The organism is Virgibacillus carmonensis, from assembly GCF_057836705.1.
Map to the genome: position 1 here is coordinate 51,199 of NZ_JBYQFJ010000010.1, position 23,234 is coordinate 74,432.

General features: G+C 37.4%; 20 protein-coding genes and 1 riboswitch. Of the genes, 11 read left to right on the forward strand and 9 right to left on the reverse strand.

Features of this window, described 5'->3' with window-relative positions; all coding sequences use genetic code 11:
- Nucleotides 1-8: 8 nt before the first annotated feature.
- The 3 genes from treC to AC3G7N_RS10025 all read right to left on the reverse strand — a co-directional run bounded on the left by treC (nucleotide 9) and on the right by AC3G7N_RS10025 (nucleotide 4,864).
- Nucleotides 9-1,664, reverse strand: coding sequence for an alpha,alpha-phosphotrehalase (treC, locus tag AC3G7N_RS10015; RefSeq protein WP_489422006.1), 1,656 nt, complete (start codon nucleotides 1,662-1,664; stop codon nucleotides 9-11).
- 23 nt (nucleotides 1,665-1,687) lie between these two features.
- Nucleotides 1,688-3,583 carry a PTS system trehalose-specific EIIBC component gene (treP, locus tag AC3G7N_RS10020; RefSeq protein ID WP_489422007.1) on the reverse strand — a complete coding sequence of 632 codons (1,896 nt, stop codon included), beginning with the start codon at nucleotides 3,581-3,583 and terminating at the stop codon, nucleotides 1,688-1,690.
- Nucleotides 3,584-3,826: 243 nt separating this feature from the next.
- Nucleotides 3,827-4,864, reverse strand: coding sequence for a PQQ-dependent sugar dehydrogenase (locus AC3G7N_RS10025; RefSeq protein ID WP_489422008.1), 1,038 nt, complete (start codon nucleotides 4,862-4,864; stop codon nucleotides 3,827-3,829).
- 152 nt (nucleotides 4,865-5,016) lie between these two features.
- Nucleotides 5,017-5,134, forward strand: a riboswitch (SAM riboswitch).
- A gap of 114 nt (nucleotides 5,135-5,248) precedes the next feature.
- Here AC3G7N_RS10025 and AC3G7N_RS10030 point away from each other — a divergent pair.
- Complete coding sequence (locus AC3G7N_RS10030; RefSeq protein WP_489422009.1) at nucleotides 5,249-6,994, forward strand: PLP-dependent aspartate aminotransferase family protein; 1,746 nt, start codon at nucleotides 5,249-5,251, stop codon at nucleotides 6,992-6,994.
- Between the two features lie 16 nt (nucleotides 6,995-7,010).
- On the forward strand, nucleotides 7,011-8,027 hold the full coding sequence (gene metX, locus AC3G7N_RS10035; protein WP_489422010.1) for a homoserine O-acetyltransferase MetX: 1,017 nt from the start codon (nucleotides 7,011-7,013) through the stop codon (nucleotides 8,025-8,027).
- A 775-nt stretch (nucleotides 8,028-8,802) separates the two neighbouring features.
- Here the strand turns inward: metX and typA are convergent.
- From typA to AC3G7N_RS10050, 3 genes are all read right to left on the reverse strand, one after another.
- Nucleotides 8,803-10,632: a translational GTPase TypA gene (gene typA / locus AC3G7N_RS10040; protein ID WP_489422011.1), complete on the reverse strand. Its 1,830-nt coding sequence runs from the start codon at nucleotides 10,630-10,632 to the stop codon at nucleotides 8,803-8,805.
- Between the two features lie 76 nt (nucleotides 10,633-10,708).
- Nucleotides 10,709-12,040 carry a sensor histidine kinase gene (locus AC3G7N_RS10045; protein ID WP_489422012.1) on the reverse strand — a complete coding sequence of 444 codons (1,332 nt, stop codon included), beginning with the start codon at nucleotides 12,038-12,040 and terminating at the stop codon, nucleotides 10,709-10,711.
- Nucleotide 12,041: 1 nt separating this feature from the next.
- Nucleotides 12,042-12,728 (reverse strand): response regulator transcription factor, encoded by a 687-nt coding sequence (locus AC3G7N_RS10050; RefSeq protein ID WP_489422013.1) that lies wholly within the window; start codon nucleotides 12,726-12,728, stop codon nucleotides 12,042-12,044.
- Nucleotides 12,729-13,580: 852 nt separating this feature from the next.
- Here AC3G7N_RS10050 and AC3G7N_RS10055 point away from each other — a divergent pair.
- Nucleotides 13,581-14,885 carry a S1C family serine protease gene (locus AC3G7N_RS10055; protein ID WP_489422014.1) on the forward strand — a complete coding sequence of 435 codons (1,305 nt, stop codon included), beginning with the start codon at nucleotides 13,581-13,583 and terminating at the stop codon, nucleotides 14,883-14,885.
- A 230-nt stretch (nucleotides 14,886-15,115) separates the two neighbouring features.
- The gene (locus tag AC3G7N_RS10060; protein WP_489422015.1) at nucleotides 15,116-15,946 is read left to right on the forward strand and encodes a zinc ribbon domain-containing protein; all 831 of its coding nucleotides are present in this window, start codon (nucleotides 15,116-15,118) and stop codon (nucleotides 15,944-15,946) included.
- A gap of 59 nt (nucleotides 15,947-16,005) precedes the next feature.
- On the opposite strand, the gene AC3G7N_RS10065 is transcribed toward AC3G7N_RS10060, so the two are convergent.
- Nucleotides 16,006-16,593 (reverse strand): TetR/AcrR family transcriptional regulator, encoded by a 588-nt coding sequence (locus AC3G7N_RS10065; RefSeq protein ID WP_489422016.1) that lies wholly within the window; start codon nucleotides 16,591-16,593, stop codon nucleotides 16,006-16,008.
- A 150-nt stretch (nucleotides 16,594-16,743) separates the two neighbouring features.
- Here AC3G7N_RS10065 and AC3G7N_RS10070 point away from each other — a divergent pair, with 150 nt between their 5' ends.
- The gene (locus AC3G7N_RS10070) at nucleotides 16,744-17,634 is read left to right on the forward strand and encodes an ABC transporter ATP-binding protein (protein ID WP_489422017.1); all 891 of its coding nucleotides are present in this window, start codon (nucleotides 16,744-16,746) and stop codon (nucleotides 17,632-17,634) included.
- A gap of 20 nt (nucleotides 17,635-17,654) precedes the next feature.
- A complete protein-coding gene (locus tag AC3G7N_RS10075; RefSeq protein WP_489422018.1) occupies nucleotides 17,655-18,437 on the forward strand; it encodes an ABC transporter permease subunit in 783 nt (260 codons plus the stop codon).
- A gap of 44 nt (nucleotides 18,438-18,481) precedes the next feature.
- Here AC3G7N_RS10075 and AC3G7N_RS10080 read toward each other — a convergent pair whose 3' ends face one another.
- Together AC3G7N_RS10080 and AC3G7N_RS10085 are read right to left on the reverse strand one after the other, a co-directional pair.
- Nucleotides 18,482-19,090 (reverse strand): TraR/DksA C4-type zinc finger protein, encoded by a 609-nt coding sequence (locus AC3G7N_RS10080; protein ID WP_489422019.1) that lies wholly within the window; start codon nucleotides 19,088-19,090, stop codon nucleotides 18,482-18,484.
- 249 nt (nucleotides 19,091-19,339) lie between these two features.
- Nucleotides 19,340-19,651: a hypothetical protein gene (locus AC3G7N_RS10085; RefSeq protein ID WP_489422020.1), complete on the reverse strand. Its 312-nt coding sequence runs from the start codon at nucleotides 19,649-19,651 to the stop codon at nucleotides 19,340-19,342.
- Nucleotides 19,652-19,851: 200 nt separating this feature from the next.
- On the opposite strand from AC3G7N_RS10085, the gene AC3G7N_RS10090 reads away from it, so the two are divergent.
- The 5 genes from AC3G7N_RS10090 to AC3G7N_RS10110 all read left to right on the forward strand — a co-directional run bounded on the left by AC3G7N_RS10090 (nucleotide 19,852) and on the right by AC3G7N_RS10110 (nucleotide 23,204).
- Nucleotides 19,852-20,034: a helix-turn-helix transcriptional regulator gene (locus AC3G7N_RS10090; protein WP_489422021.1), complete on the forward strand. Its 183-nt coding sequence runs from the start codon at nucleotides 19,852-19,854 to the stop codon at nucleotides 20,032-20,034.
- Between the two features lie 93 nt (nucleotides 20,035-20,127).
- Nucleotides 20,128-20,289 (forward strand): hypothetical protein, encoded by a 162-nt coding sequence (locus AC3G7N_RS10095; protein WP_489422022.1) that lies wholly within the window; start codon nucleotides 20,128-20,130, stop codon nucleotides 20,287-20,289.
- A gap of 108 nt (nucleotides 20,290-20,397) precedes the next feature.
- Entirely contained in the window at nucleotides 20,398-20,841 is a 444-nt protein-coding gene (locus AC3G7N_RS10100) for a hypothetical protein (protein ID WP_489422023.1), read from the forward strand.
- Nucleotides 20,838-20,972 carry a hypothetical protein gene (locus AC3G7N_RS10105; RefSeq protein WP_489422024.1) on the forward strand — a complete coding sequence of 45 codons (135 nt, stop codon included), beginning with the start codon at nucleotides 20,838-20,840 and terminating at the stop codon, nucleotides 20,970-20,972. Before AC3G7N_RS10100 ends, AC3G7N_RS10105 begins: the two co-directional genes overlap by 4 nt.
- A complete protein-coding gene (locus tag AC3G7N_RS10110) occupies nucleotides 20,973-23,204 on the forward strand; it encodes a type IV secretory system conjugative DNA transfer family protein (protein ID WP_489422025.1) in 2,232 nt (743 codons plus the stop codon).
- Nucleotides 23,205-23,234 lie beyond the last annotated feature (30 nt).

A 23,234-nucleotide genomic window follows, 5' to 3' on the forward strand; every position in this document is an offset into this window, starting at 1 on the left:
ATTCCCCATTAGTTTATATCATAGACAATCGATTCATATGGCCTTAACGTAAGTTCTTGTTCTTGGAGGCACGTATCCGAATCCTGATAATTAGATAGTAACACATTTCCGTCTGGATAAGGCAGTTCAATTGTTACCTCTTTTTCATAAAAATTATTTACAACACACAATGTTTTACCGTGCCAGTTGCGTGTATATGCAAACACCTGTGGATGATCTTCCATTAGTAGTTGATAATCGCCATATGTGATTACATCTTGTTTTTTCCTAAGTTCAATTAGTTTTTGGTAATGATAAAAAATAGAATTCTCATCCTGCAAGGCTTGCACCGCATTAATCTCAGGATAATTTTTGGCTACAGAAATCCAAGGTGTGCCTTTCGTAAATCCCGCATGATCACTAGTCGACCATTGCATAGGAGTACGTGCATTATCGCGTGACTTTTGTTGCAGAATAGCAATGATTTCATCCTCTGATTTACCTTGTTGTTTTAATGACTCATACGCATTTAATGACTCTACATCACGGTAATCATTTATGCTTGAAAATTTAGGATTAGTCATCCCAATTTCTTCACCCTGATAGATATACGGAGTACCCTGCATCAAATGAATCGTGGTTGCCAGCATTTTAGCTGACTCTACACGGTATTTGTTTTCGTTACCAAATCTTGATACGGCACGGGGCTGATCATGATTACACCAGAATAATGCATTCCAGCCACCACCTTTATGAATCCCCACCTGCCAGTTGGATAATATTTGCTTCAAAGCCTGAAAATCGAACGGAGACGTTGCCCATTTCTCTCCATTCGGATAATCCACTTTCAAGTGATGAAACTGAAAGGTCATATCCAGTTCATTGCGTTCAGGATTTGTATACTGGATGCAATTTTCAATCGTAGTTGATGACATTTCTCCAACCGTCATCATGTCATGCTTGGAGAAAACAGCCTGATTCATTTCGTTTAAATAGTCATGAATTTTTGGACCATCCGTATAAAATTTCCGTCCATCACCTTCATAATCATCCGGGAACCGTTGATCTTTTGAGATAAGGTTGATCACATCTAAACGAAATCCATCAATACCTTTCTCCGCCCAATAGTGCATCATGTCATATAACTTTTTACGGACCGCTTCGTTCTCCCAATTTAAATCGGCTTGTGTCCGATCGAACAGATGCAAATAATATTGATTCGTATTTTCATCATATTGCCATGCTGATCCGCCAAATTTCGATTGCCAGTTGGATGGCGCTTCACCACCCTCAGCATCTTTCCAGATATAAAAGTCACGATACGGATTATCCTTTGATTTAGCAGATTCAACAAACCACGTATTTTCAGTGGATGTATGATTTATTACTAAGTCCATAATCAACTTCATTCCACGCTGATGCGTCTCATGAAGCAATCGATCAAAGTCATCCACCGTTCCATACATCTTGTCGATTGAAAAATAATCGCTGATGTCATAACCGTTATCCTTCTGTGGTGACTGGTAAACCGGCGTTAACCAAATAACGTCAACCCCAAGCTTTTGTAAATAATCAAGTCGTTTGATTATCCCCTGAATATCACCTACACCATTTCCGGTGGTATCCTGAAAGCTTTTCGGATAAATTTGATAGACAACTGCTTTTTTCCACCATGGTTCTGTCATAAGAAAACACCTCGTTGATTGATTTATTTGTTTAGTTTACGTATAGCGATAAGATACGTAATCAAAAATGGTATAACTATTACAATAGCCATTCCGATCCAGAAAGCTGTCAATCCACTCTCAATAGAAAGGGGAGCCGGAACACCGCCAATTCCAATTGAATGAGCGGTTACACCTTGCATCATAATAATTGCACCAGCCAGGGAAGAACCGATTACTGCAGCTATAAACGGATATTTATAGCGTAAATTCACTCCGAACATTGCGGGTTCTGTAATTCCAAGCCACGCCGAAATTCCAGATGTTAACGAGAGTCCTTTTAGTTTTTCATTTTTAGCAGCTGCCCAAATTGCAAATACTGCTGCACCTTGCGCTATGTTGGAAAGTGCCAATATCGGCCACAAGAATGTGGTTCCCGTTGAACCAATTAATTGAATGTCTACTGCTAATAATGTATGGTGCATACCGGTTATTACAAGTGGTGCATAGATTGCTCCATATAATAGTCCACCGATAATAGGAAATGCATCGAATATATTAACAATACCATCCGTAATAAAGTTTCCTACTGCAAACATAACTGGACCAATTAAGATAAAGGTCAAGAACCCTGTTACAAGTAATGCAATTGGTGGCACGATTAACAATTGTAACGAATCCATTACTTTTTTCCTCAAATAGATTTCAATTTTTGCTAATACGTAGGAAGCAAATAATACTGGAAGAACTTGACCTTGGTAACCAATTTTATCAATTTCGAATCCGAATAAGTTCCATGTAGGAATAGTTCCCGCTTTCAATGCGTCACCATATGCATAAGCGTTTAACAAATCGGGGTGTACCATGATTAATCCGAGTACAATACCTAGGATTGGACTTCCACCAAATCGCTTCACTGCTGCCCAACCAATCAACGCTGGCAGGAATGTGAATGCTGTATTTGCGATAATATTAATCATGCTCGCAATACCAGCCCATTCAGGGTACATTTCAATTAGTGACTGTGTCTCACTAAATATTCCCTTTCCTACTAAAATATTATTGATACCAAGTAATAAACCAGCCGTTACGATAGCCGGAAGAATAGGAATGAATATATCCGCTAACGTTTTAATTCCACGTTGGAGTGGGTTTTGTTTTTGTGCACTGGCTGCTTTCACTTCATCTTTACTTGCTTCCTCTATACCTGTTTCTTTAAGTATTGCTGCATATACCTTATCAACTGTACCCTGACCAATTACGACCTGGAACTGACCACTTGACAAGAAAGATCCTTTAACAATATCAAGATTTTCTAATGCCTCATTATCTACTTTATCCTGGTCAACTAATGCGAAACGAAGACGAGTGACGCAATGTGTTGCCACATTTATGTTATCTTCCCCACCAAGTGAAGCTACAATATCCTGCGCTTCCTTTGCATAGCCAGTTTCCTTGATGCTCTTGGTTTTACGTTTCAGTGCGGTGTGAAATAATACTGATTTACCTGCTTCCACCACATTGTCCTCAGTCTTATCAAGCATTTCAAGCGCTTCACCATTTGTCATAATTACTGGTGTTATTGTGCTTTTCGCTTTTTCTCTAATAAAATTTAAATCAAAAGTTACGAGTGGGTCTCCAGTTTTAACCTGATCGCCTTGTTTTACATGCGCTTCGAAACCTTCTCCATCAAGAGAAACCGTTTCCAAACCGATGTGAATTAAAACCTCAATACCTGATTTGCTTTCAAGACCTACCGCATGTTTAGTTGGGAATATCTGTACAACTTTACCATCAAATGGTGCTACAACTTTTCCGTCACTTGGTTCTATTGCTAATCCATCACCCATCATCTTTTCAGAAAATGTTGGGTCTGGAACAGCATTAAGCTGCTTAATTTCACCACTAAGCGGTGCATATATGATTTCATTGTTACTCATAGTAAGTGCTCCCTCATTTCTATTTCTCTTTTAAACTTGTATATACATGTTTACTGAAATAGTATAACTTGTATATACATGTAATGCAAGGGCTTACATTCAACTGTTTAATTTAACCATTTATTTTGAAAACATTCACTACTGCTTACAATAATTTTTGGATTAGGGGATTTATCTTAGAATGGCAAAATCAATTATTATTAAATGCAAAAAGAGACTGCTAGTGAACAGCCTCTTCTATGTTCATTGCTGTATAAAGATTAAACGGTCATCATTTTCAGCAGGGTCGCCACGTCCGTCCGTGTTATTTGTTATAACATACAACCCTTTTTCTGTAGCCAGTACGTCACGGACACGACCCAGATTATCTATTAATAGTTTCACTTCATTACTGAAAGGATCAAATTCACGTACACCTTCTCCGCGTAAAGAAGCGAAATAAAATTCCCCATCTATATATGCCATACCTGAGGGAGCCCATGTTGATTCTCCTGAATGAACAACTGGCTCAATCATCCCTTCCCTTGATTGATCACCACGAATTATTGGCCATCCATAATTATTACCTTTTTGAATTCGGTTAATTTCATCATGAGCATTTGATCCATGTTCCATTGCATACAACGCCCCTTCTTCATCCCAGGCAAGTCCTTGTGGATTACGATGACCATACGTATATACATAGGAATTTTCAAACGGATTATCTTTCGGAATAGATCCATCTAAGTTCATTCGCAAAATTTTACCAGACAGGCTGTCCAGGACTTGAGCATTACTTTCTACAGTGGCATCACCAGTTGTAATATATACCTTGTCATCTGGTCCAATCGCGATTCTGCCACCTTGATGAAATTTCCCACCTGGAATCTTATCTAGCAATACTTCTATCTCCTTCCAATTGTTCGAAGCTTCTTTCATTTTAATGACACGTTGATAATATTCCCCATTTTCTTGGTATGAATAATAAGCAAAAGCCTCTTTTGTTTTTGTAAAATTCGCTGGCATAGCAATGCCTAATAAACCAGCTTCAGGCTGATTTGATATATTCTTTTCAAAGCTAACGGTTTTCTTCGATTGCTCTCCATTTTTTACAGTTACAATTGCCCCAGTTCGCTCACTGATATAAAACGTACCATTTGCAAGTTGTATTTCCCAGGGTTCGTCTAGATTTTGAGCAACCACCTTGCGTTGTTCATTAGGAGTCGGGGTTTTCACTTTATGTTTTTCAGAACATCCAACTAATAGGAAAAACAGACAAGACATTACTAAAAACATTCGCATATTGGAACACCTCTTATCAGACTTATTTGCTCCAGTTTATCGATAATCTAGATTGCTTTCAAATTAAACTTAAACTAAATTTAAATATTTTTTCAAATAACTGTTGACGGATGAACATTTTTAGATATATAATTGTCATTAAATTTAAATAACTCTTATCAAGAGTGGCGGAGGGAATAGGCCCTGTGATGCCCGGCAACCATCAAGCTAGATTTCTAGCCTTGAAAGGTGCTAAATCCTACAGGTCATTTATGATCTGGAAGATAAGGGGAGGATCGTCGTTACATAAACGCCCTCTTCTTAGGAAGGGGGATTTTTGTTTTCCCTCCTTTCTAACCTACCAGACCATTAATAATAGGCCAACTACAAAAGGAGGAATTATTAATGTCAAATTTCAATCTTCACAATCCAGAAACTGTACTACTGCATGGTGGTCAAGAGCCTGATCCAGCAACAGGATCTCGGGCTGTACCTATTTACCAAACAACTTCCTATTCATTTCGCGATACGGAACATGCACAAGACTTATTCGGATTAAAGGAGCCTGGGAACATTTATTCACGGATTGGCAACCCTACCGTTGATGTTTTCGAACAACGTGTTGCATTACTTGAGGATGGTGTTGCTGCAGTAGCGACTTCATCTGGAATGGCAGCAATAACACTCGCAATTTTAAATATTGCTGGTGCAGGTGATGAAATCATTGCCGATAGTAATTTATATGGTGGAACTTACAACCTGTTTGCTAATACGTTACCTCGATATGGAATTAACGTTAAGTTTGTCAATGCCACTAATCCTGGTGAGATCGAAGAAGCAATAACAGATAAAACGAAAGCTGTTTTTGGAGAAATTATCACCAATCCTAGCTTACATGTATTCGATGTTGAGGAAATTGCAGCGATTGCTCACAGTCACAACATTCCACTTATTATTGATAACACATTTGCAACGCCCTATATCACCAAGCCACTAACTTGGGGAGCTGATATAGTCGTCCATTCTGCTACAAAATGGATTGGAGGTCACGGTACCGCGATTGGCGGGATTGTTGTGGATGGCGGCCGTTTTAACTTTGATAATGAAAAATTCCCTGGATTTATTGAAGCCGATGAAAGTTACCACGGAATTCGCTACGTGGATATCGGCCCAGCAGCATTTGCAACAAAATTACGGGTGCAGCTATTGCGCGATATCGGGGCATGTTTGAGTCCACACAATGCGTTTTTACTTTTACAAGGTTTGGAAACATTGCATTTACGGATTGAAAGACATAACAAAAATGCCAAAGAAGTCGCCGACTTTTTGCAAAACCATCCAGCAGTTGAATGGGTTAACTATCCTGGACTAAAAGAACATCCATCTTATGAATTGGCAAAGAAATACTTTAAAAATGGTTATGGCTCTATCATAACGTTTGGGATTAAGGGTGGTCGCGCAGCAGGTACAAAATTGATCGACAACGTTACACTTTGGTCACACGTGGCAAATGTTGGAGATGCGAAATCACTCATTATTCACCCAGCTTCAACAACACACCAACAACTAAGTGCGGAAGACTTGGAAAAAAGTGGCGTTTCTGAAGAATTAATTCGACTTTCAATTGGTATTGAATCAACAGAAGATATTTTAACCGATTTAGATCAAGCTATTGCAAAAGCAACAAATGAAGACCTAACGATTCCTCTAACAACAGAAGACACTGTAAAATGGTTGGTCGGCTCACCTTTTAAAAGAGATCAGGGTGCTGTAAGTAAGAAAGTAATTGCATTTTTTGATTCTGGTGATCCTTCGAGCCATCTAAATAGAAGTGCAGAGCAACTACAGCAATTGGGCTTTTATATTGTACCAATTACTGAATCAGAACAGGAAAGTTCCTACAAACAACTAGCAGATATTCCGTTTGACATTGATGCAGTTTGGTTTAATGGAAAGGTTTTACCAACAACAATTGAACAACTCATTAATAAACAGGTGAAAATAGTTTGGGCTGAAGAGCCGGCAGTTTCCGATCAAGCATTAGAAAACGCTGAGGCAGCTGGAATTACCGTTATTTCTGGTAAAAACCCTTTTCATGAAACAATCCGTATAAGGGGAAATAGCCCATTAAATATACCTGTTGAAGTTTAAACGAAGGAGGGGTCATATGGAAATATTTCAGAAAACCTTTTCAACAACAGAAAATATATCCATTGGCCCACTCCCTCTAATTTCTGGTGAAGTAATCGATGACGTAACATTACAATATGAGCGTGTTGGGCCAATTGATGCACCGGTCATATTAGTATGTCATGCTCTAACAGGAAATCATATTACAGTCGGTACAACCGAATCACCAGGATGGTGGCATGGGTTAATTGGTAAGCAAAAGTACATTAATACAGAAAAGTTTCAAGTAATCACATTTAATGTACTCGGCGGTTGTGATGGCTCAACAGGACCCGGTTCCCTTAATCCCGGAACAGATGAAGTTTATCGAACAACTTTTCCTTCCATTACAATTCGTGATATGGTGCATGCACAATACCAGGCATTGAGGGAGTTAGAAATCAACAACCTAATAGCGGTTATCGGTGGGTCTCTTGGTGGAATGCAAGTGCTAGAATGGGGTATTCTCTATCCGACAATAATGGAGAAACTAATTGTTCTAGCAGCGACCCCTTTCTTCTCTGATTACGGAATTGCTTTTAACCATATTGCATTATCCGCGATCAAACAGGATCCTGTTAAAGGATTGGAAATAGCACGAATGATTGGCATGGTGACCTATCGAAGTTCTTCTTTATTTACAGACAGATTCAACCGGGAAAAGGTAAATTCCAAATATGAAGTGTCATCTTATTTGAATTATCAGGGGCAGAAATTAGTTCAACGATTTGACCCCAACAGCTATAGTTACTTATTACGAGCGATGAATGGGCACGACATTGGTGACTGCCGTGGTGGATGGCAACAAGCATCCAAGAAGTTCAAGCGACCATTACTAGCCATAAGTTTCGAAAATGACTTAATATACGAACCACACCATATTAAAGCTTTAACAGAGGTCATGCCAACCAGTTCCTATCACCATATTCAAACCAATTTTGGTCATGATGGTTTCTTAACTGAATTTGAAAAATGGGGAGAAATTGTTCAGGCGTTTATTGATCCACATGCTTAAGTTTTACTGAATCGGGATTAATGATCAACTTTGGGGCTTTTCGATTAACTTTCATAGCATTATACATTAGAAAAACTGGGCAATCCGCCCAGTTTTTTACTAGAGAAACATCTAATAAATCTATTTTTTCCTGACACAGTTATGATCATTGAGAGAACTCGAAAGCCATATATCCGCTCTTTTGCACCTTTATCCGCCGATCCACAAGGATATCAGCCATTTTTAAATTTGGCTGTTTTCTAAAAGGTTGTTGTTTTTGACACGAAATCTATAGAATGCGACGTATGTACTTTGTTTGGTGGGTGGACAACCGTTCCGGAAATCCACTTCACTAGGGTTTAGCTTAACAATTTCAATTTATTTGATTGTTTATATTACACACAGGTAGCCAGCAAATTATGGCAGTTGTTTGGAGCGGAGGACCGTTGACTCCTGCGGGAACAGCACGAGTCTGAAGACCCCGCAGAGTGGTTAATGATGAGGGCCGACTAAAACCGTCCTTTGCGGACAACGTCGGCATACCCCTTGCCGGGGCAAGGAGGCTGAAGCCGTGCCCGCGGAAAGCAACGGTCCGCAGCGGAAAACAACCCAGCGCATACGTCGCATTTTATATCAACTGTGGTGATATTAGCAACAAACTATGCGAAAACAGCCTTAAATTTTATCCGCCAATTTTATAATATAACGGCTGATTTGATCATTTACCGCCGATTAACCCCGACTCTTCTCCTCAAATTATATAAAAAACCAGTGAGATTCCCTCACTGGTTTTTTATTAGCCTATAGTCGTTTTTTTAGATGCCTTTTCACGTTCATTTTTGTTTAGGATCTTTTTACGTAAACGAATCGATTCAGGTGTAACCTCACAATATTCGTCGTCATTCAAGTACTCGATTGCTTCTTCTAATGACATGACTCTTGTCTTTCTGATTGTAGAGGTTTGGTCTTTATTTGCTGAACGAACGTTCGTTAAGTGTTTTTCCTTCGTGATATTTACGGTTAAATCATTGTCACGATTGTGTTCACCAACAATCATACCAGCGTACAACTCTGTACCTGGCTCAACAAAAATAACCCCGCGATCTTCTAGTTGCATGATACCGTAAGTTGATGCTTTACCATTCTCAAGTCCAACTAGAACACCTTTACTTCTGCCACCAACTTGGCCTTTGACAACTGGTTCATACGTATCAAACGTATGATTCAGAATACCATAACCACGAGTTTGCGACATAAATTCAGTGGCATAACCAATTAATCCACGGGAAGGAACTTTAAATTCGATACGAACCTGCCCGTTACCATGGTTAACCATGTCAATCATTTCACCTTTACGAGCTCCAAGTGACTCCATTACACCACCAGTGTAGTCTTCTGGAACATCTACTTGTACACGCTCAACTGGCTCACATTTTTGACCATCAATTTCTTTGATAATTACTTGTGGCTTAGAAAGCTGTAATTCATAGCCTTCACGTCGCATATTTTCGATTAAAATAGATAAGTGTAATTCTCCACGACCTGAAACAATCCATGCATCTGGTGATTCTGTTGGATCAACACGCAAACTCACATCTGTTTCTAGCTGTTTCATTAAACGCTCTTCTATTCTTCTTGACGTCAAATATTTACCCTCTTTACCTGCAAACGGACTATTGTTTACAAGGAAAGTCATTTGCAATGTTGGTTCGTCAATACGTAAAAAAGGTAATGCTTCCGGATGATCTTGTGGGCAAATTGTTTCCCCTACGTTGAGATCCTCAAGCCCGGCAACTGCAACAATATCTCCTGCTTTTGCTTCTTCAATTTCAATACGTTTTAAACCAATGAAACCGAATAATTTCGAAATACGGGATAACTTTTGGGACCCGTCTTCTCTCATTAATAAAACTTGTTGGCCTACTTTCATAGTTCCACGAAATACACGACCTACACCAATTCTTCCTACGTAATCATTGTAATCAAGCAATGCTACTTGGAATTGCAATGGTTCATCTGAAGTATCAACAGGTGCTGGAATATTTTCTAAAATAGTTTTAAAAACAGGATCCATTGTCTCTTCTTGTTCTTCTGGTTCATCGCTAGATGTACCATTTAATGCAGATGCATAAACAACTGGGAATTCTAACTGTTCATCATCAGCTCCAAGTTCGATGAATAAATCGAGTACTTCATCAATTACTTCATTTGGACGAGCACCTGGGCGGTCAATTTTATTTAAAACTACTACAGGAGTAAGTTTTTGTTCTAATGCTTTCTTTAATACAAATCGAGTTTGTGGCATGCATCCTTCATATGCATCAACGACTAATAAAACACCGTCAACCATTTTCATGATACGCTCCACTTCTCCGCCAAAGTCGGCATGTCCTGGAGTATCCAAAATATTGATTGCTATATCGTTATATTTAATCGCTGTGTTTTTAGCAAGAATCGTAATTCCACGTTCACGCTCAATATCATTGGTATCCATAGCTCGTTCATCCACTTGTTCATTTTCACGAAAAGTACCCGAGTATTTTAATAATTGATCCACAAGTGTTGTTTTACCATGGTCAACATGGGCGATAATCGCGATGTTCCGAATATCTTCTCTTAATTGCATATTAGTACGCTCCTCTTTCATTACAGATAACTCAAACTATAATAGTATAGCACAATTCATCTTAATTTCAAACTTTTTATTTTTCTTTGAATGCAACAATAAATTTAGCCCCACCAAAAACTGAACTACCTACCGTAATATTTCCACCTGATTGTTCTACTATCGCACGTGCTATAGCAAGGCCTAATCCGGTTTCCCCTTGCTTTCCTTTAATGAAACGGTGGAAAATTTGTGGAATCAAATCTTTATCAATACCTTCCCCATCATCCTCAATACTAATTGTAATCATGGTGTTGATCTGTCGTACATTTATTACAACTTGTGACTTAGCATGCCGAATCCCATTAAATGTTATATTTAATAAAGCACGTAATAACTTCTCCGCATCCGCATGAATGGTTAGTGTTTCATCAACTTCATGTGAAATTCGAATCTCTTTTTCATTCGTAATAGGCAAAGCACGATCTAATACCTGATCAACTATATCCTTCAGGTAGACCGTTTCCGGTTCATACGACGTTTGTTCACTATCTAATTTCGCCAGTAAAATCATTTCATTAATAATTTTCTTGAGCCTGTTCACCTCGGTGACCATTACTTCTAAACCTTTTTCCTTTTCATCTGGATCAAAAATCCCATCACGAATTCCTTCTGCGTATCCTTGAATGGTCATTAATGGGGTTTTCAATTCATGACTGGCGTTTTGAAAAAATTGTTGCTGTGAATTCATATAGCGTTGCAATTCATTCGCCATTTCAAATACACTTTTTTCTACTTCCTTAATTTCACCTGTTGCTTTTATCGGTTCAATCGAATCAAACTGTCGCTTCTCAACTTTTTTAAGTTGCCACTTTAAACGAGTTAATGGGGTAACTAACTTGTTAGTGAAAAAGTAACTTAAAATAACTGCAGCTACTGCACCTATTACAAACACAATAAACAATTTCTTAATAAAATCCTGCTGAACGGCTTGTAATTCATTTAAAGGTGTTAACAAAATCAGTTCAAGACCTGTGCTTTCTGGATAAAAAAGAATTCGGGAAGTTACATACTTATCGTTCCCTAAACCCCATAATTCTTTATCCAAATTTGAAAAATCATTATCGGACAAAAAACTATTCACAATTTGTTTAGGCATCGTAGAATCTAGAACTTGATTCTGGATTCGATCATATAAAATTAACTGCAGATTTTGATCTTGTAAAAACCCACCAAATTGATCAATACGTGGTTGTCTGCTTTCCTGATTCAGTATTTGTACCAGTAGTTCACCTTTTTGCTCTAATTCCGCTTTTTCGTCTTGAATTAGTAAATCAAGAATTAATGAATAGATCACAAATCCTGTCACGGACATGATAACTAGAAGTAATGTCGTAAAAGCAATATTCAACTGATATTGGAGCTTCATGCTATTCCTCTTCACTTCGCAGGCGATATCCATAACCCCAAACAGTGTCTAATTGAATATCATCCAGTTTTTTACGAATCCGTTTAACTAAATCGTCAACCGCTCGGTCACTCCCAAAATAATCATTGCCCCATATTTTAACCAGTAATTCTTCCCTAGAGAAGGCACGATTTACATTTTCAGCAAATAAAAGTAACATTTCATACTCTTTCGTTGTGACTTCGATTTCCCGACCATTCCAAAATAAACGGCGATCATTTTTTCTTATTAAGAGTTCATCTATTTTAATTTTCTCCTTTTCTTGCTCTGCCTCCTGTATAACAGGATTCGAACGTTTAAATAATCGCTTCACACGTGCAACCAACTCACGAGGACTAAAAGGTTTTGTTAAATAATCATCCCCACCTAATTCGATGCCAAGAATTTTATCAATCTCCTCATCTTTAGCAGAAATAATGATGATAGGAATATCACTTTCCTCCCGAATTTTCTTACAAAAATCATACCCATCCATTCCGGGAAGCATAATGTCTAAAATCCACATATCAGGTGGTTGTGTTTCCCATAGCTCCCAGGCATCCTCAGCAGAATCTAATACGGTTATGGTAAAACCCTCTTTTTTTAAATAAGCCGACACGATATTTTGGATGTTTGTGTCATCCTCGACAACCCCTATATGATTATTCATGATTAAACCCTCCCTTTCATTCACTGTCTATAAAGTGCGTGTTCAAAAAGTTGCCGAATTAGAAACAAGAAGTTCCAGGCGGCGAAGTCCCCGGGACCGGACTTACGCGCGATGTGCTGACTTCTACGTTGCCCACAGACGTGGGCGATTTTTAAGTAGAAGTTCCTCTAGGTTCCTTCTACATGAGGACCGGAAAGACAAGCAAAGCGAAGAAATTCGTAGTTTATCATTTGGTGACTTTTTGAATATCTTTTATACATAGTTATATTTTTACACAAGTCGGGACTTGTGCATAATGATATGGAAAGAAATGCTTAATTTACCCACTCTTTGACACTCTTTTCACAAGGTTGTTTTCTAAAAAGATTGTTGTTTTTGGCACAAAATCAACAATCTATGGTAGTGCGGCAACTCCGATTCCGCTTCGGAAAGTCGCTTTCCGCTGGATCTTCAGCTGTTGCTTCGACGAACACGACGTTCTAGTACCGGTGTTGGTCACAGGACGTGACCGTTTTTAGCCGGTGACCCGCAGGAGTCAACTGCCTGAAGCGAAAGTCGGACGCCATGCTAGCGAAAGTGTATTTCCGGAGCGGTACGTTATGACACAATTTTTCGCAAGGATTAGCTAGCAACAAAACTTACGAAAAGAGCCTTTCACAAAGATGTTTGATTAAAGACCTTTTGAGGAAAAGAAACTGTAGCAAGCATGATAGATAGATTACATACTTTTTCCACATTGTTACCAAAATCATGCCAAAGTAAGTATGTAGTATATGGAATATAGAAAGAAAAGCAAAGCGCTTTTATAAATGAGCGCAGAGGCTAAATCAAACAAAAAAGGGTGATCAATTGATGGAACGTAATGATAAGTATAATGACAATCATGAAGGAAATAATATAGACGAAATAAATCTAAAGGATGATACACCTCAAACTAGGTACGATCGAAAAGAAACTGACCCTGGTTTAACTAAACCCGCTCAACCAAAGAAAAAGGAATCCAAATCAAAAAGATCAGGTGCAGGTGTTTTGTTCGGCGGTCTAATAGGCGGAATTGTTGCAGCTGTTGCTGTCGTATTATTGTTCACTAACAACCTTATTCCCATAAACAATAACGGTCAAGATTCAACATCTGCCCAAAATAGTGGAACACCTGAAATCGCCCAAACAATAGCTACAGGTAATACAGAAGTAGCTTCCAATATTGAAGAGGTATCCGAAGCGGTAGTTGGTATTACTAACCTGCAACAACAAGATGTATGGGCACCAAGTCAGAAAGTCGGGTCAGGATCCGGTATTATTTATAAAAAAGAAGACGGAAAAGCTTATGTTGTCACTAACCAGCATGTGGTCGAGGGTGCAGAAGAGGTAGAAGTTGTCTTAAACAATGGTGATCGAATTAAAGCTAAAGTACTAGGATCAGACCCACTAACGGATTTAGCCGTCCTACAAATTGATGGGAAGAAAATTGAGACTGTAGCGAAATTAGGTTCTTCAGAAGAAGCGAAAGTTGGGGAAACTGTAATAGCGATCGGTAACCCACTTGGCATGAACTTTGCAAACTCTGTTACAAAAGGAATTATAAGCGGTAAAGAACGTTCAGTTAGCATCGATACAAACAAAGATAAACAGCCTGATTGGGTTACAGAGGTAATTCAAACAGATGCAGCAATTAACCCAGGTAATAGCGGTGGGGCACTTGTTAACTCTGAAGGAGAAGTAATAGGAATCAACTCCATGAAAATTGCTAAAAAAGAAGTAGAGGGAATTGGATTTGCTATTCCTATTGATGCAGCAATTCCAATCATGAAGCAATTAGAAAATGAAGGTGAAGTTGCACGTCCATTTATTGGAATTAGCACTGCATCCCTTCAACAAGTGCCAGCTCAATATCGTAGCCAAATCGAACTACCGAAAAATATTAAAAGCGGAATGGTGATTGCACAAGTTCAACCAGGATCACCTGCAGCAGACGCAGGGCTCCAACAATTCGATATCATAACAAAAATTAATGGTCAGCAAATAACGTCTATTTTAGACTTAAGAAAATATTTGTACTCTGAAACGAAGATTGGCGATACTGTTAAAATAGAAGTTTCCCGGGACGGTGAAGCCCAAACAGTTGAACTGACATTAGTAGAACGCGGACAAAAGTAGGAATTTGATTGCAGGATGATCCATTGTGGGTCATCCTTTTTTTACACGTAAAGAAAGTATATAAGTTTTAAGGAAACGCCGGTATAATTAAAACTTCGCCATTCGCTATTAAGGACGAGGCGAATGGCGAGTTTTTCTAGTAAATACAAGGATTTTTGCAAACAATGTCGAACATATTATAGAGTCTATATACCAATAACAAATCATTACATACAAAAGGAAGTGAACTTATGCAATGTCAAAATTGCTACCAGGAAACAGAACAAGGAAAGTTTTGTACAAATTGTGGAGCATTAATTTCACAGAATGAATCAGCAGTTACTGAGGAAAAAACAGAAGTATCAACAGTACCTGAAACAAAAGATACCACACAACACCATGAGGAACCAAAGCAGTCAAATGAAGCACTTGAAACAATAAAAGTTTCGTCCGCTAATTTTGGTCATTTTTTTCTTACGCTTTTAAGGAAGCCAGGTGATGCAAAGCGCGCAAATGGAAATGATCTTTTATCAGGTATTGTATCTATCGTAATTCTTTCATTATTATTTTCATTAGGCTATTATCTAACTCTCGACAGTTTCCTTAATTCGTTTATGGGGAATATCGGTGGTATGCCTGGCGCTCCATCCCCTCAATCTTTACCGATTACTGATGGACTCTTATGGCCTTTTCTTAAATTCATTGTTTTATTTTCTGTTATCATTGCCTTAACCTTTGCTGGTTTAAAGCTGTCTGGTAGTGAGTATTCCTTTCCATCAACTGTTGCTAAATATGGAGGATACGTAATACCATTTTTGATATTGCTAGCAACAGGTTATATACTAACGTTAATTAGTCTTTATTCTATTGGGATAGTAGCCATTTCAGTCAGTATACTTGGGGCAATTTTAATTATTCCAACATTGATCTTACTAGAAAAGCCGCCACTTGGAATAGATCCAGTTTACTTATTAATCGTGATTTACATCCTGAACATTCTTGCAACTGGTTTAATTATGCAATCCGTTCTTACATCAATCATGCAATTAATCAACCCATTTGGTGGAATAAATGGGTCATAAGCAATCAAAAACTCTTGTCCGATCTTTGGCAAGAGTTTTTCTTTCATTCTAATTAAGTTTCACTTATTTTGACTCCCTATTATTCCATAAAAAAATAACTTCGTAATGTCTTCCGTGAGTGGCAATAGCTGTGAATAGACGTCTTTACGTTGCATTTGTTCTTTAAAAATTTGAATATAAAGCAAAATCGATTCATTGGAAATTGATGGATCTACATATCCTTCTTTTTTCCCTTCATCAAATAACTCCATCATTTTGGGTAATGTTTTATTCGTATAAAACTCCTCAAGATAACTGTTCCCAGCCCCATAATCCATCATAAACTCCTGATAGAAATTTTCATTCATTTCCTCAGCAGTTTGTTTTTTAGAAAAGATAAGTTGTTGGATCTTTTTTGGGAAAGTTAATTCGCTATTAAGTAATTCTTCTGTTTCATCCCACGTTTTTTCTATATAAAAGCGAACTACCTCATCAGTTAATTCGTCTTTACTTCCAAAGTAATTATAAATTGTAACCTGAGAGACATCCGCTTCCCTTGCAATTTCAGCAATTGAAACTTTTTTGATTCCAACTTTCATAAATAATGCCAATGCGCCTTCTAGAATGCTAATCTTTTTCTGTTGCTTACGACGTTCAAAACCGTTCATTTCATTTCACCTCACTTTCAGTTTATTAAAATTTATGAAAGAAAACAAATGAAATATTTCAAAAATGTATTGTAATGAAGGTGACTTGCATATATTATGAAATATATACTTATTAATATTTCATAATATATGAGAAAGATGGTGTGAATCATGCCAATTTCAATTCAAGGCTTAACAAAGAAATTCCCTAATGGAAAAGGAATTTTTGACGTTTCATTTGAAGTTGCCGATGGCGAAGTGTTTGGATTTTTAGGGCCAAATGGTGCTGGAAAGTCAACGACTATTCGACACCTGATGGGGTTCATGAAGCCCACTTCTGGTAGCGCAACGATTAACACGCTGGATTGCTGGGGGAAAAGTGCGCAAATTCAACAATCCGTTGGTTATCTACCAGGCGAAACTGCATTTTTAGAAGGAATGAATGGACGGGAGTTCCTGGGGCTTTTGGCAGGAATGAGGAAAATGAAACCAATCAAACGACAAGAAGAATTAATTGAACGTTTTCAGTTTGATGCGAAGACTCCTATTCGAAAAATGTCTAAAGGTATGAAACAAAAAGTCGGCATCGTTGCTGCATTTATGCACGATCCAAAGGTACTAATCCTAGATGAACCTACTAGCGGATTGGATCCATTAATGCAAAATATTTTTGTTGATTTAGTGAAAGAAGAAAAAGAACGAGGGAAAACAATTTTAATGTCCTCCCATAGTTTCTCAGAAATCGACCGAACCAGTGACCGAGTTGGGATTATTAAAGCTGGTCAACTAGTTGCCATTGAGGACATTCGGAAGCTACAAGCACTCCAGCGAAAAATTTTCGAAATTACCGTAAAAACAGGTGATGATATCGAAAAAATTCAAAATAGCTCGCTAGAAATCGTTCAAATCGATGGCCATCAAATCCAGGTAGCTATTCAAGGGGATTATGAATCATTTGTAAATTCAATCAGTGAATGCGGAATTACTAGCATTGATATTCATCACCAAAACTTGGAGGACGTCTTTATGCATTTCTACAACAGGGATGGTGATCAAGCATGAATGGTTCTCTTTTTGTGACAATGATGAAAAATAATGCGAAAACAGTAAGCAGCTTTACAATTGGGTCGATGTTTTATTTAGTTTTGATCATTTGGCTTTATCCATATATTGCCGATTCTGAAGTGTTTGATACTATGTTTGAAACCTTACCTGAAGGTTATATGAAAGCATTTGGCTTACATGCTGGAATATCTAGCCTCAGTGGTTTTGTAGCTGGAGAATACTATGGGTTATTGTTTATTATTATTTTATTAATCTTTTGCGTTACAACCGCTACACAGCTAATTGCCCGTTTAGTTGATCGAGGCTCAATGGCTTATCTATTATCGAGTGGACTTTCCCGCACAAAAATAGCTATCACACAGGCTTCTGTTATCCTCATTTGCCTTGCAGTTATCATTACAATTACCACCTTAACAGGAGTTATTGGCGCAGATTTGTTTATTGAGCAGAACAACTTTGCTGCAGGATCGTTTATTAAATTAAATGTTGTGACGTACCTACTGTTTTTTGTCGTTAGTGGCTACTGTTTTTTATTTTCTTGCTTATTGAATGATGAAAAAAGAGCTTTAGCTGTTTCAGGTGCGTTATCCTTTATCTTTTTTGCTGTAGACATGCTGGCAAAAATTAGTGATAAACTTGATTGGCTACACTATTTTACTGTATTTTCTTTATTCGATGCTACAAGCATCGCTGAAGGAAATGTCGACATTCTGCCCATAAGTATTAGTTTAGGCGTTGCAGGGATTATTCTTTATGCACTAGCTATCATTATTTTTAGAAAGAGGGATCTCCCTCTTTAAAATAGTAAAAAGGTTGGAACTACTGCGTTCCAACCTTTTACACTTTATTCTTCCGGATGGCCGTCAAATGTTGCTCTTCCCAAACCTTCTGTATCATCCACTATGCCAACACTTTCATCACTATTGACATACATGTCATCATAATCACCATGATCCCCGTACAAATCCGAAGGCGTGTCCGATGATCCATATCTGCCAACTTCTTGCCATGCATCCTCCCTATCATATCCAGTCTGCGTTTCATTTGTATGTTGGTGAAGATCCGTTGTTAAAATATCCTCTTCAACTGGACGATATGCCACAAATCCAGCATTATTTGCATGAGCAAAACATTGATCTGCTGTTGGAATGGCTTCTAATCGCTCTAAAGGTATATCAATCCCACAAGTTCGGCATAGACCATACGTACCTTCTTCAATAGCTGATAATGCTTCATTGATCTCCTTAAGTTCAACCTCCGCATGCTGTGACAACGCTTGATCGCGTTCTCTATCGAACATTTCCGTACCCATATCGCCTGGATGATTGTCATAATTGGATAGCTCTTGATTAATTCTGGAATATTCTCCTTCAGATTCCATTTGATCAAATAATTCCAACTGTCTTTTAACTAACCTATTTTTAAAATCTGCTACGTGTTCACTTGTAAGCATAGTCTTTCCCCTCCAAAATAGATGCAAATTAGTGCTACCTATAATTTGTGCAGAAGACCAGTATTCATGCGGTTAAAAGCTATTGGTTTTTCCGCCAAATCATGTCAATATGACAAGTGATTACCTGTGATTAATTTGGAATCGTTTTGTTATACTATTCGTGACTTTTATATATATTTTATTTAGATTTATTACCGGTTTATCATTACTTATATTTTTATCTGTTACTTTTTTGTGACTTTTAAGCAATCACATTAACTTTTTAAATTTACTCTCATTCCGTTTACATTTCGGACATGGAATTAAATGTTTTGTTCCTGCGATAAACATATCTTCATCGTTACATGTTTCACATTTATCTAATTTCATTGGTGCAGTATTTTTCTTTTTCAGTTTTTGCATGGAATCCATTTTTACTACTGGAGCTTTTTTAGTTTTCCCTATATAAATGTTGTAACCGAATTTCTTAAACTCAATTCCTGCATTTAATTTCTTTACCAGGTTATTTATTTTATATCCTAAAACAGCTCCTAGAATTAATCCGAGAAATAAATAAATCATAAAATCACACCTTTTTTCTTATTTTGGTTCTAAACTATCTATCAACGCGCATACGCTGGTAGTGTAGCGAAGGCAAACAACAGCTTCATAAGATATTTGCGCCCTTTCGACAGAAGGGCTTTTTTTATGTCAAAATTAGATGAAGTGTTATGCAGGAATGAACAGTGTTTCAGGCGAATTATCCATATAGAGGTGATTAAATGGAGTGCCGATTAACCATTATATTGGATGGACGACCTATTACTTGGCTTGCTAAAAAATCTGGTGTACATAGAAATACAATAAATTCATATTTAAAGGGCGCAGCCCCGCAATTAGATAAAGCATATAAAATTGCTTTCGCTTTAAATAAATCCGTATATGACATTTGGCCGCCGCAATAGGCGGCTTTTTTGTCATTAACGATGAAATAATGTGCATATTAGCACACTTTATTACATACAATTACATATCATCACATTTAAGGAGGTCTGGAATTGACTACAATGAAGAATAAACCAATATCATTTAATGTTGACAATCCGAACGAAAAGTATCTTTACGATCAAATCAAAAGTATCAAGAATTTTTCTGGTTATGCCAAATCACTTATTGCTCGTGATTTAAAAACCATTAAAGTGGAAGTTGGGAAAAAGTAATAAGCGCTCCGCCAATTGCAATTAATGCCCACGGTAACATGTGATTCACCTCTCTTTTTTTAGTATTATTGACGATATTTTGTTTAATTATGCATAGGAGGTCAAAAAATGATTGTTAATTTAAACGGAGATTATTGGTATGACACGGAATTAAAAGAACAATTTCAGGAATTTTACGCATTAAAGAAATCAGATAAACTTAAAAAGTTTGCCATGTCTATATGGGTTACATCAGGTGTCTTTCTTGCAAAAACAAGCGCTTATGCAGGGAGTTTTTACGAGGAAATGCAACCATTGACATATGTTTTTCAGGATATTGCATTAGGATTGGGGATAATTATGGCCCTTGCTGGGTTCATACTATTAGGATTTAAAAAACGATTAGGTAAAAAGGCATTAATGGCTACTGGGCTTGTCGTTGGTGGAGTATTTTTGGTACCAAGTATTTTAATGCTAGTCGCTATCATAGGCACACTTTTAAACGGCGCACTAACTGAGGCTTTTGAAGGTATCAGAGTTTCTGGATCAATAAAGGATGTGATGGGAAAATGAAGTTTTTCGTCGGTCTAGTTTTTGGGTTTATCGGAGGCGTATTTTATGCATTATATCAGACAGTCAAAGCCCCGGATGGGATAACCGTAAAATTAATGGAAGGCTTTAAAGCTGTAATGGAGGTTTTATAAATGGATATGACATGGCAAGGATCTACTTTAAAAATAAGATTTCAACCAATCGTATTACCTACTATTAAAAAAACGTTATTCAAGCCTAAATTTCAAGCTAAAGTAAATGGTAAGACAATTCCATTAAAATTAATTAAACACACCAAAGACCATGCTAAACAGACTAAATATAAGACGTTTCAAATTATCCCACATGCAGGTGTGAAAAATAATAAAGTAGATCAATTACCTGACATTTTAGCCGATACATTTAAGGAGTTATTAGAACGATTCAAAAATGGTAAGCTCCATGATCCAGACAGAATATTCTTTGAAACAAATATCACGTCAAAAGCATACCAAACATTTATCACGACAAACGATGATCTAAACGACTTAATAAAACAACAAACACAAATGACTTGGAAAGATGTCACTATTCAAGATACTGATAAACAGATTGCTCCAGGCAAACATGAAAATACGATTGCCTTCAACATCAAACTAAAAAACCCCTTCTTTATGTCATTAAAAACGGATAAAACTATGCAACAGATACCATTAGAAGAAGTTTTGGAAATATCACGATTTATAAAAGCCGATGATCAAGTATTTTTGCAATTCGGTTTTCAGGCTGCAGAAGGTGACTGGTATAAGGACGCTGATAAAAAACGAACAAATTTTGAAGATAAACCACCTAAACGATGGGGAAATAAAGAATTTCATAAATCAACTAACATGAAACCTAGTAATTGTGGCTTTGATTTCATTTTACGATTTACAGTTTATTCGAAAGATGAACGCCGTAGAGGTCAGATTGCAAGAGGATTGAACATGGCTCTTAAGCAACTAAATCAGGATAATGAATTAGTCGAAAATCGCATTCATTCAAATAAAATAAAGAAATTCGTAAACGACATGAAAAATCACCGTATGCGCGTTCCTTTATTTTTCGGGAAACATCAAATAATAACACCGCCCGAAATAGCGCATTTTATCAAGCTTCCGCAAAGAACATTACAAGAAGAATACCCTATCATTGAAACAGTAACAGGGCGTGAAACAGGTGTACCGGATGCGCTTAAAAAAGGTGGTATAGAATTAGGTGAAGTTACGCATAAAGGCAAAAAACAGACTATCTATATGCCTACTAGCAACCATGATGAATTATGCTTACCAAACATTGCTATTGGAGGTATGGGATCTGGTAAAACAAAGGGATTTGGAGCTAATTGGGTAGTTCAATCGGTTAATAATGGATTTGGGGCACTTGCCATTGACCCTGCAAAGGGAGAAATTGGTGACGAGGTTCAAGCTGCATTATCACCTGATCAAGTCACTAGAATAAAATTAGGGAAAGTACCAATATCACTTGATTGGTGCGAGGTAAATCATTCATCAAAGGCTAGAAACAGATTAGCGAACACTATCATAGGCTTTTTCAACACTGCAACAGATGAAGCTGGGGCACAAACCGCACGATACATTAGAGCATCGGTAATGGCTATGCAGACGGGTAAACTATCAGAAATAATACGTATTTTTGAAGATGATGAGTATAGGAAAGAAGTAATAGAAAAAATGCATGAAGGCATACACAAATCAACATTAGTAGACTTTTCTAATATGGGAGATGGAAAAAAAGCGCAAATACTATCCCCTATTATGAATCGATTAGATACGATTCTAGGTGATGAATACCTATTCGAATGCATGGATTCAGACGATTCAATAGACATGGTGGAGTTAATGAGTGAACGCAAAGCATTTATAATAGATGTTCCTAAGTCAGAGTTAGGCATGGAAGCTGTGGATCTTATTGTTAATTTGCTATCAACTAAGATTGACTTGGCAATGACTTTGCGTGAAGAAAAAAACCAACACCCCTTCTTTGTTCTATTTGACGAGCCACATCAATACTTGCGTTCAACAAAAATTTGGAAGTCTGCTGTTGTAGAATCTAGAAAATGGCGACTAGGATATGTATGGATGTTCCACTCTTTTGAACAGATACCACGTGATTTAGCAGAGATTATTAAATCAGCAGGGATCCATTATCATATTTATCCTTCCAGCAAGAAAACATTTTCAGAATTAAAAGAGGAAATAGCGCCATTTACTGTTGAGGAATCTCTGAAATTGAAGAAGTATCATGCGATAAATATTATTAGGTCTGGTGAAACTGGTATTCTGAATCCAGTAATCGCTAAAATGACTACGCCGCCTAGTAAGCGAAAAGCCTTTGTATCATAGGAGCTTTTTAGTTTCTAAAAAATAACATTG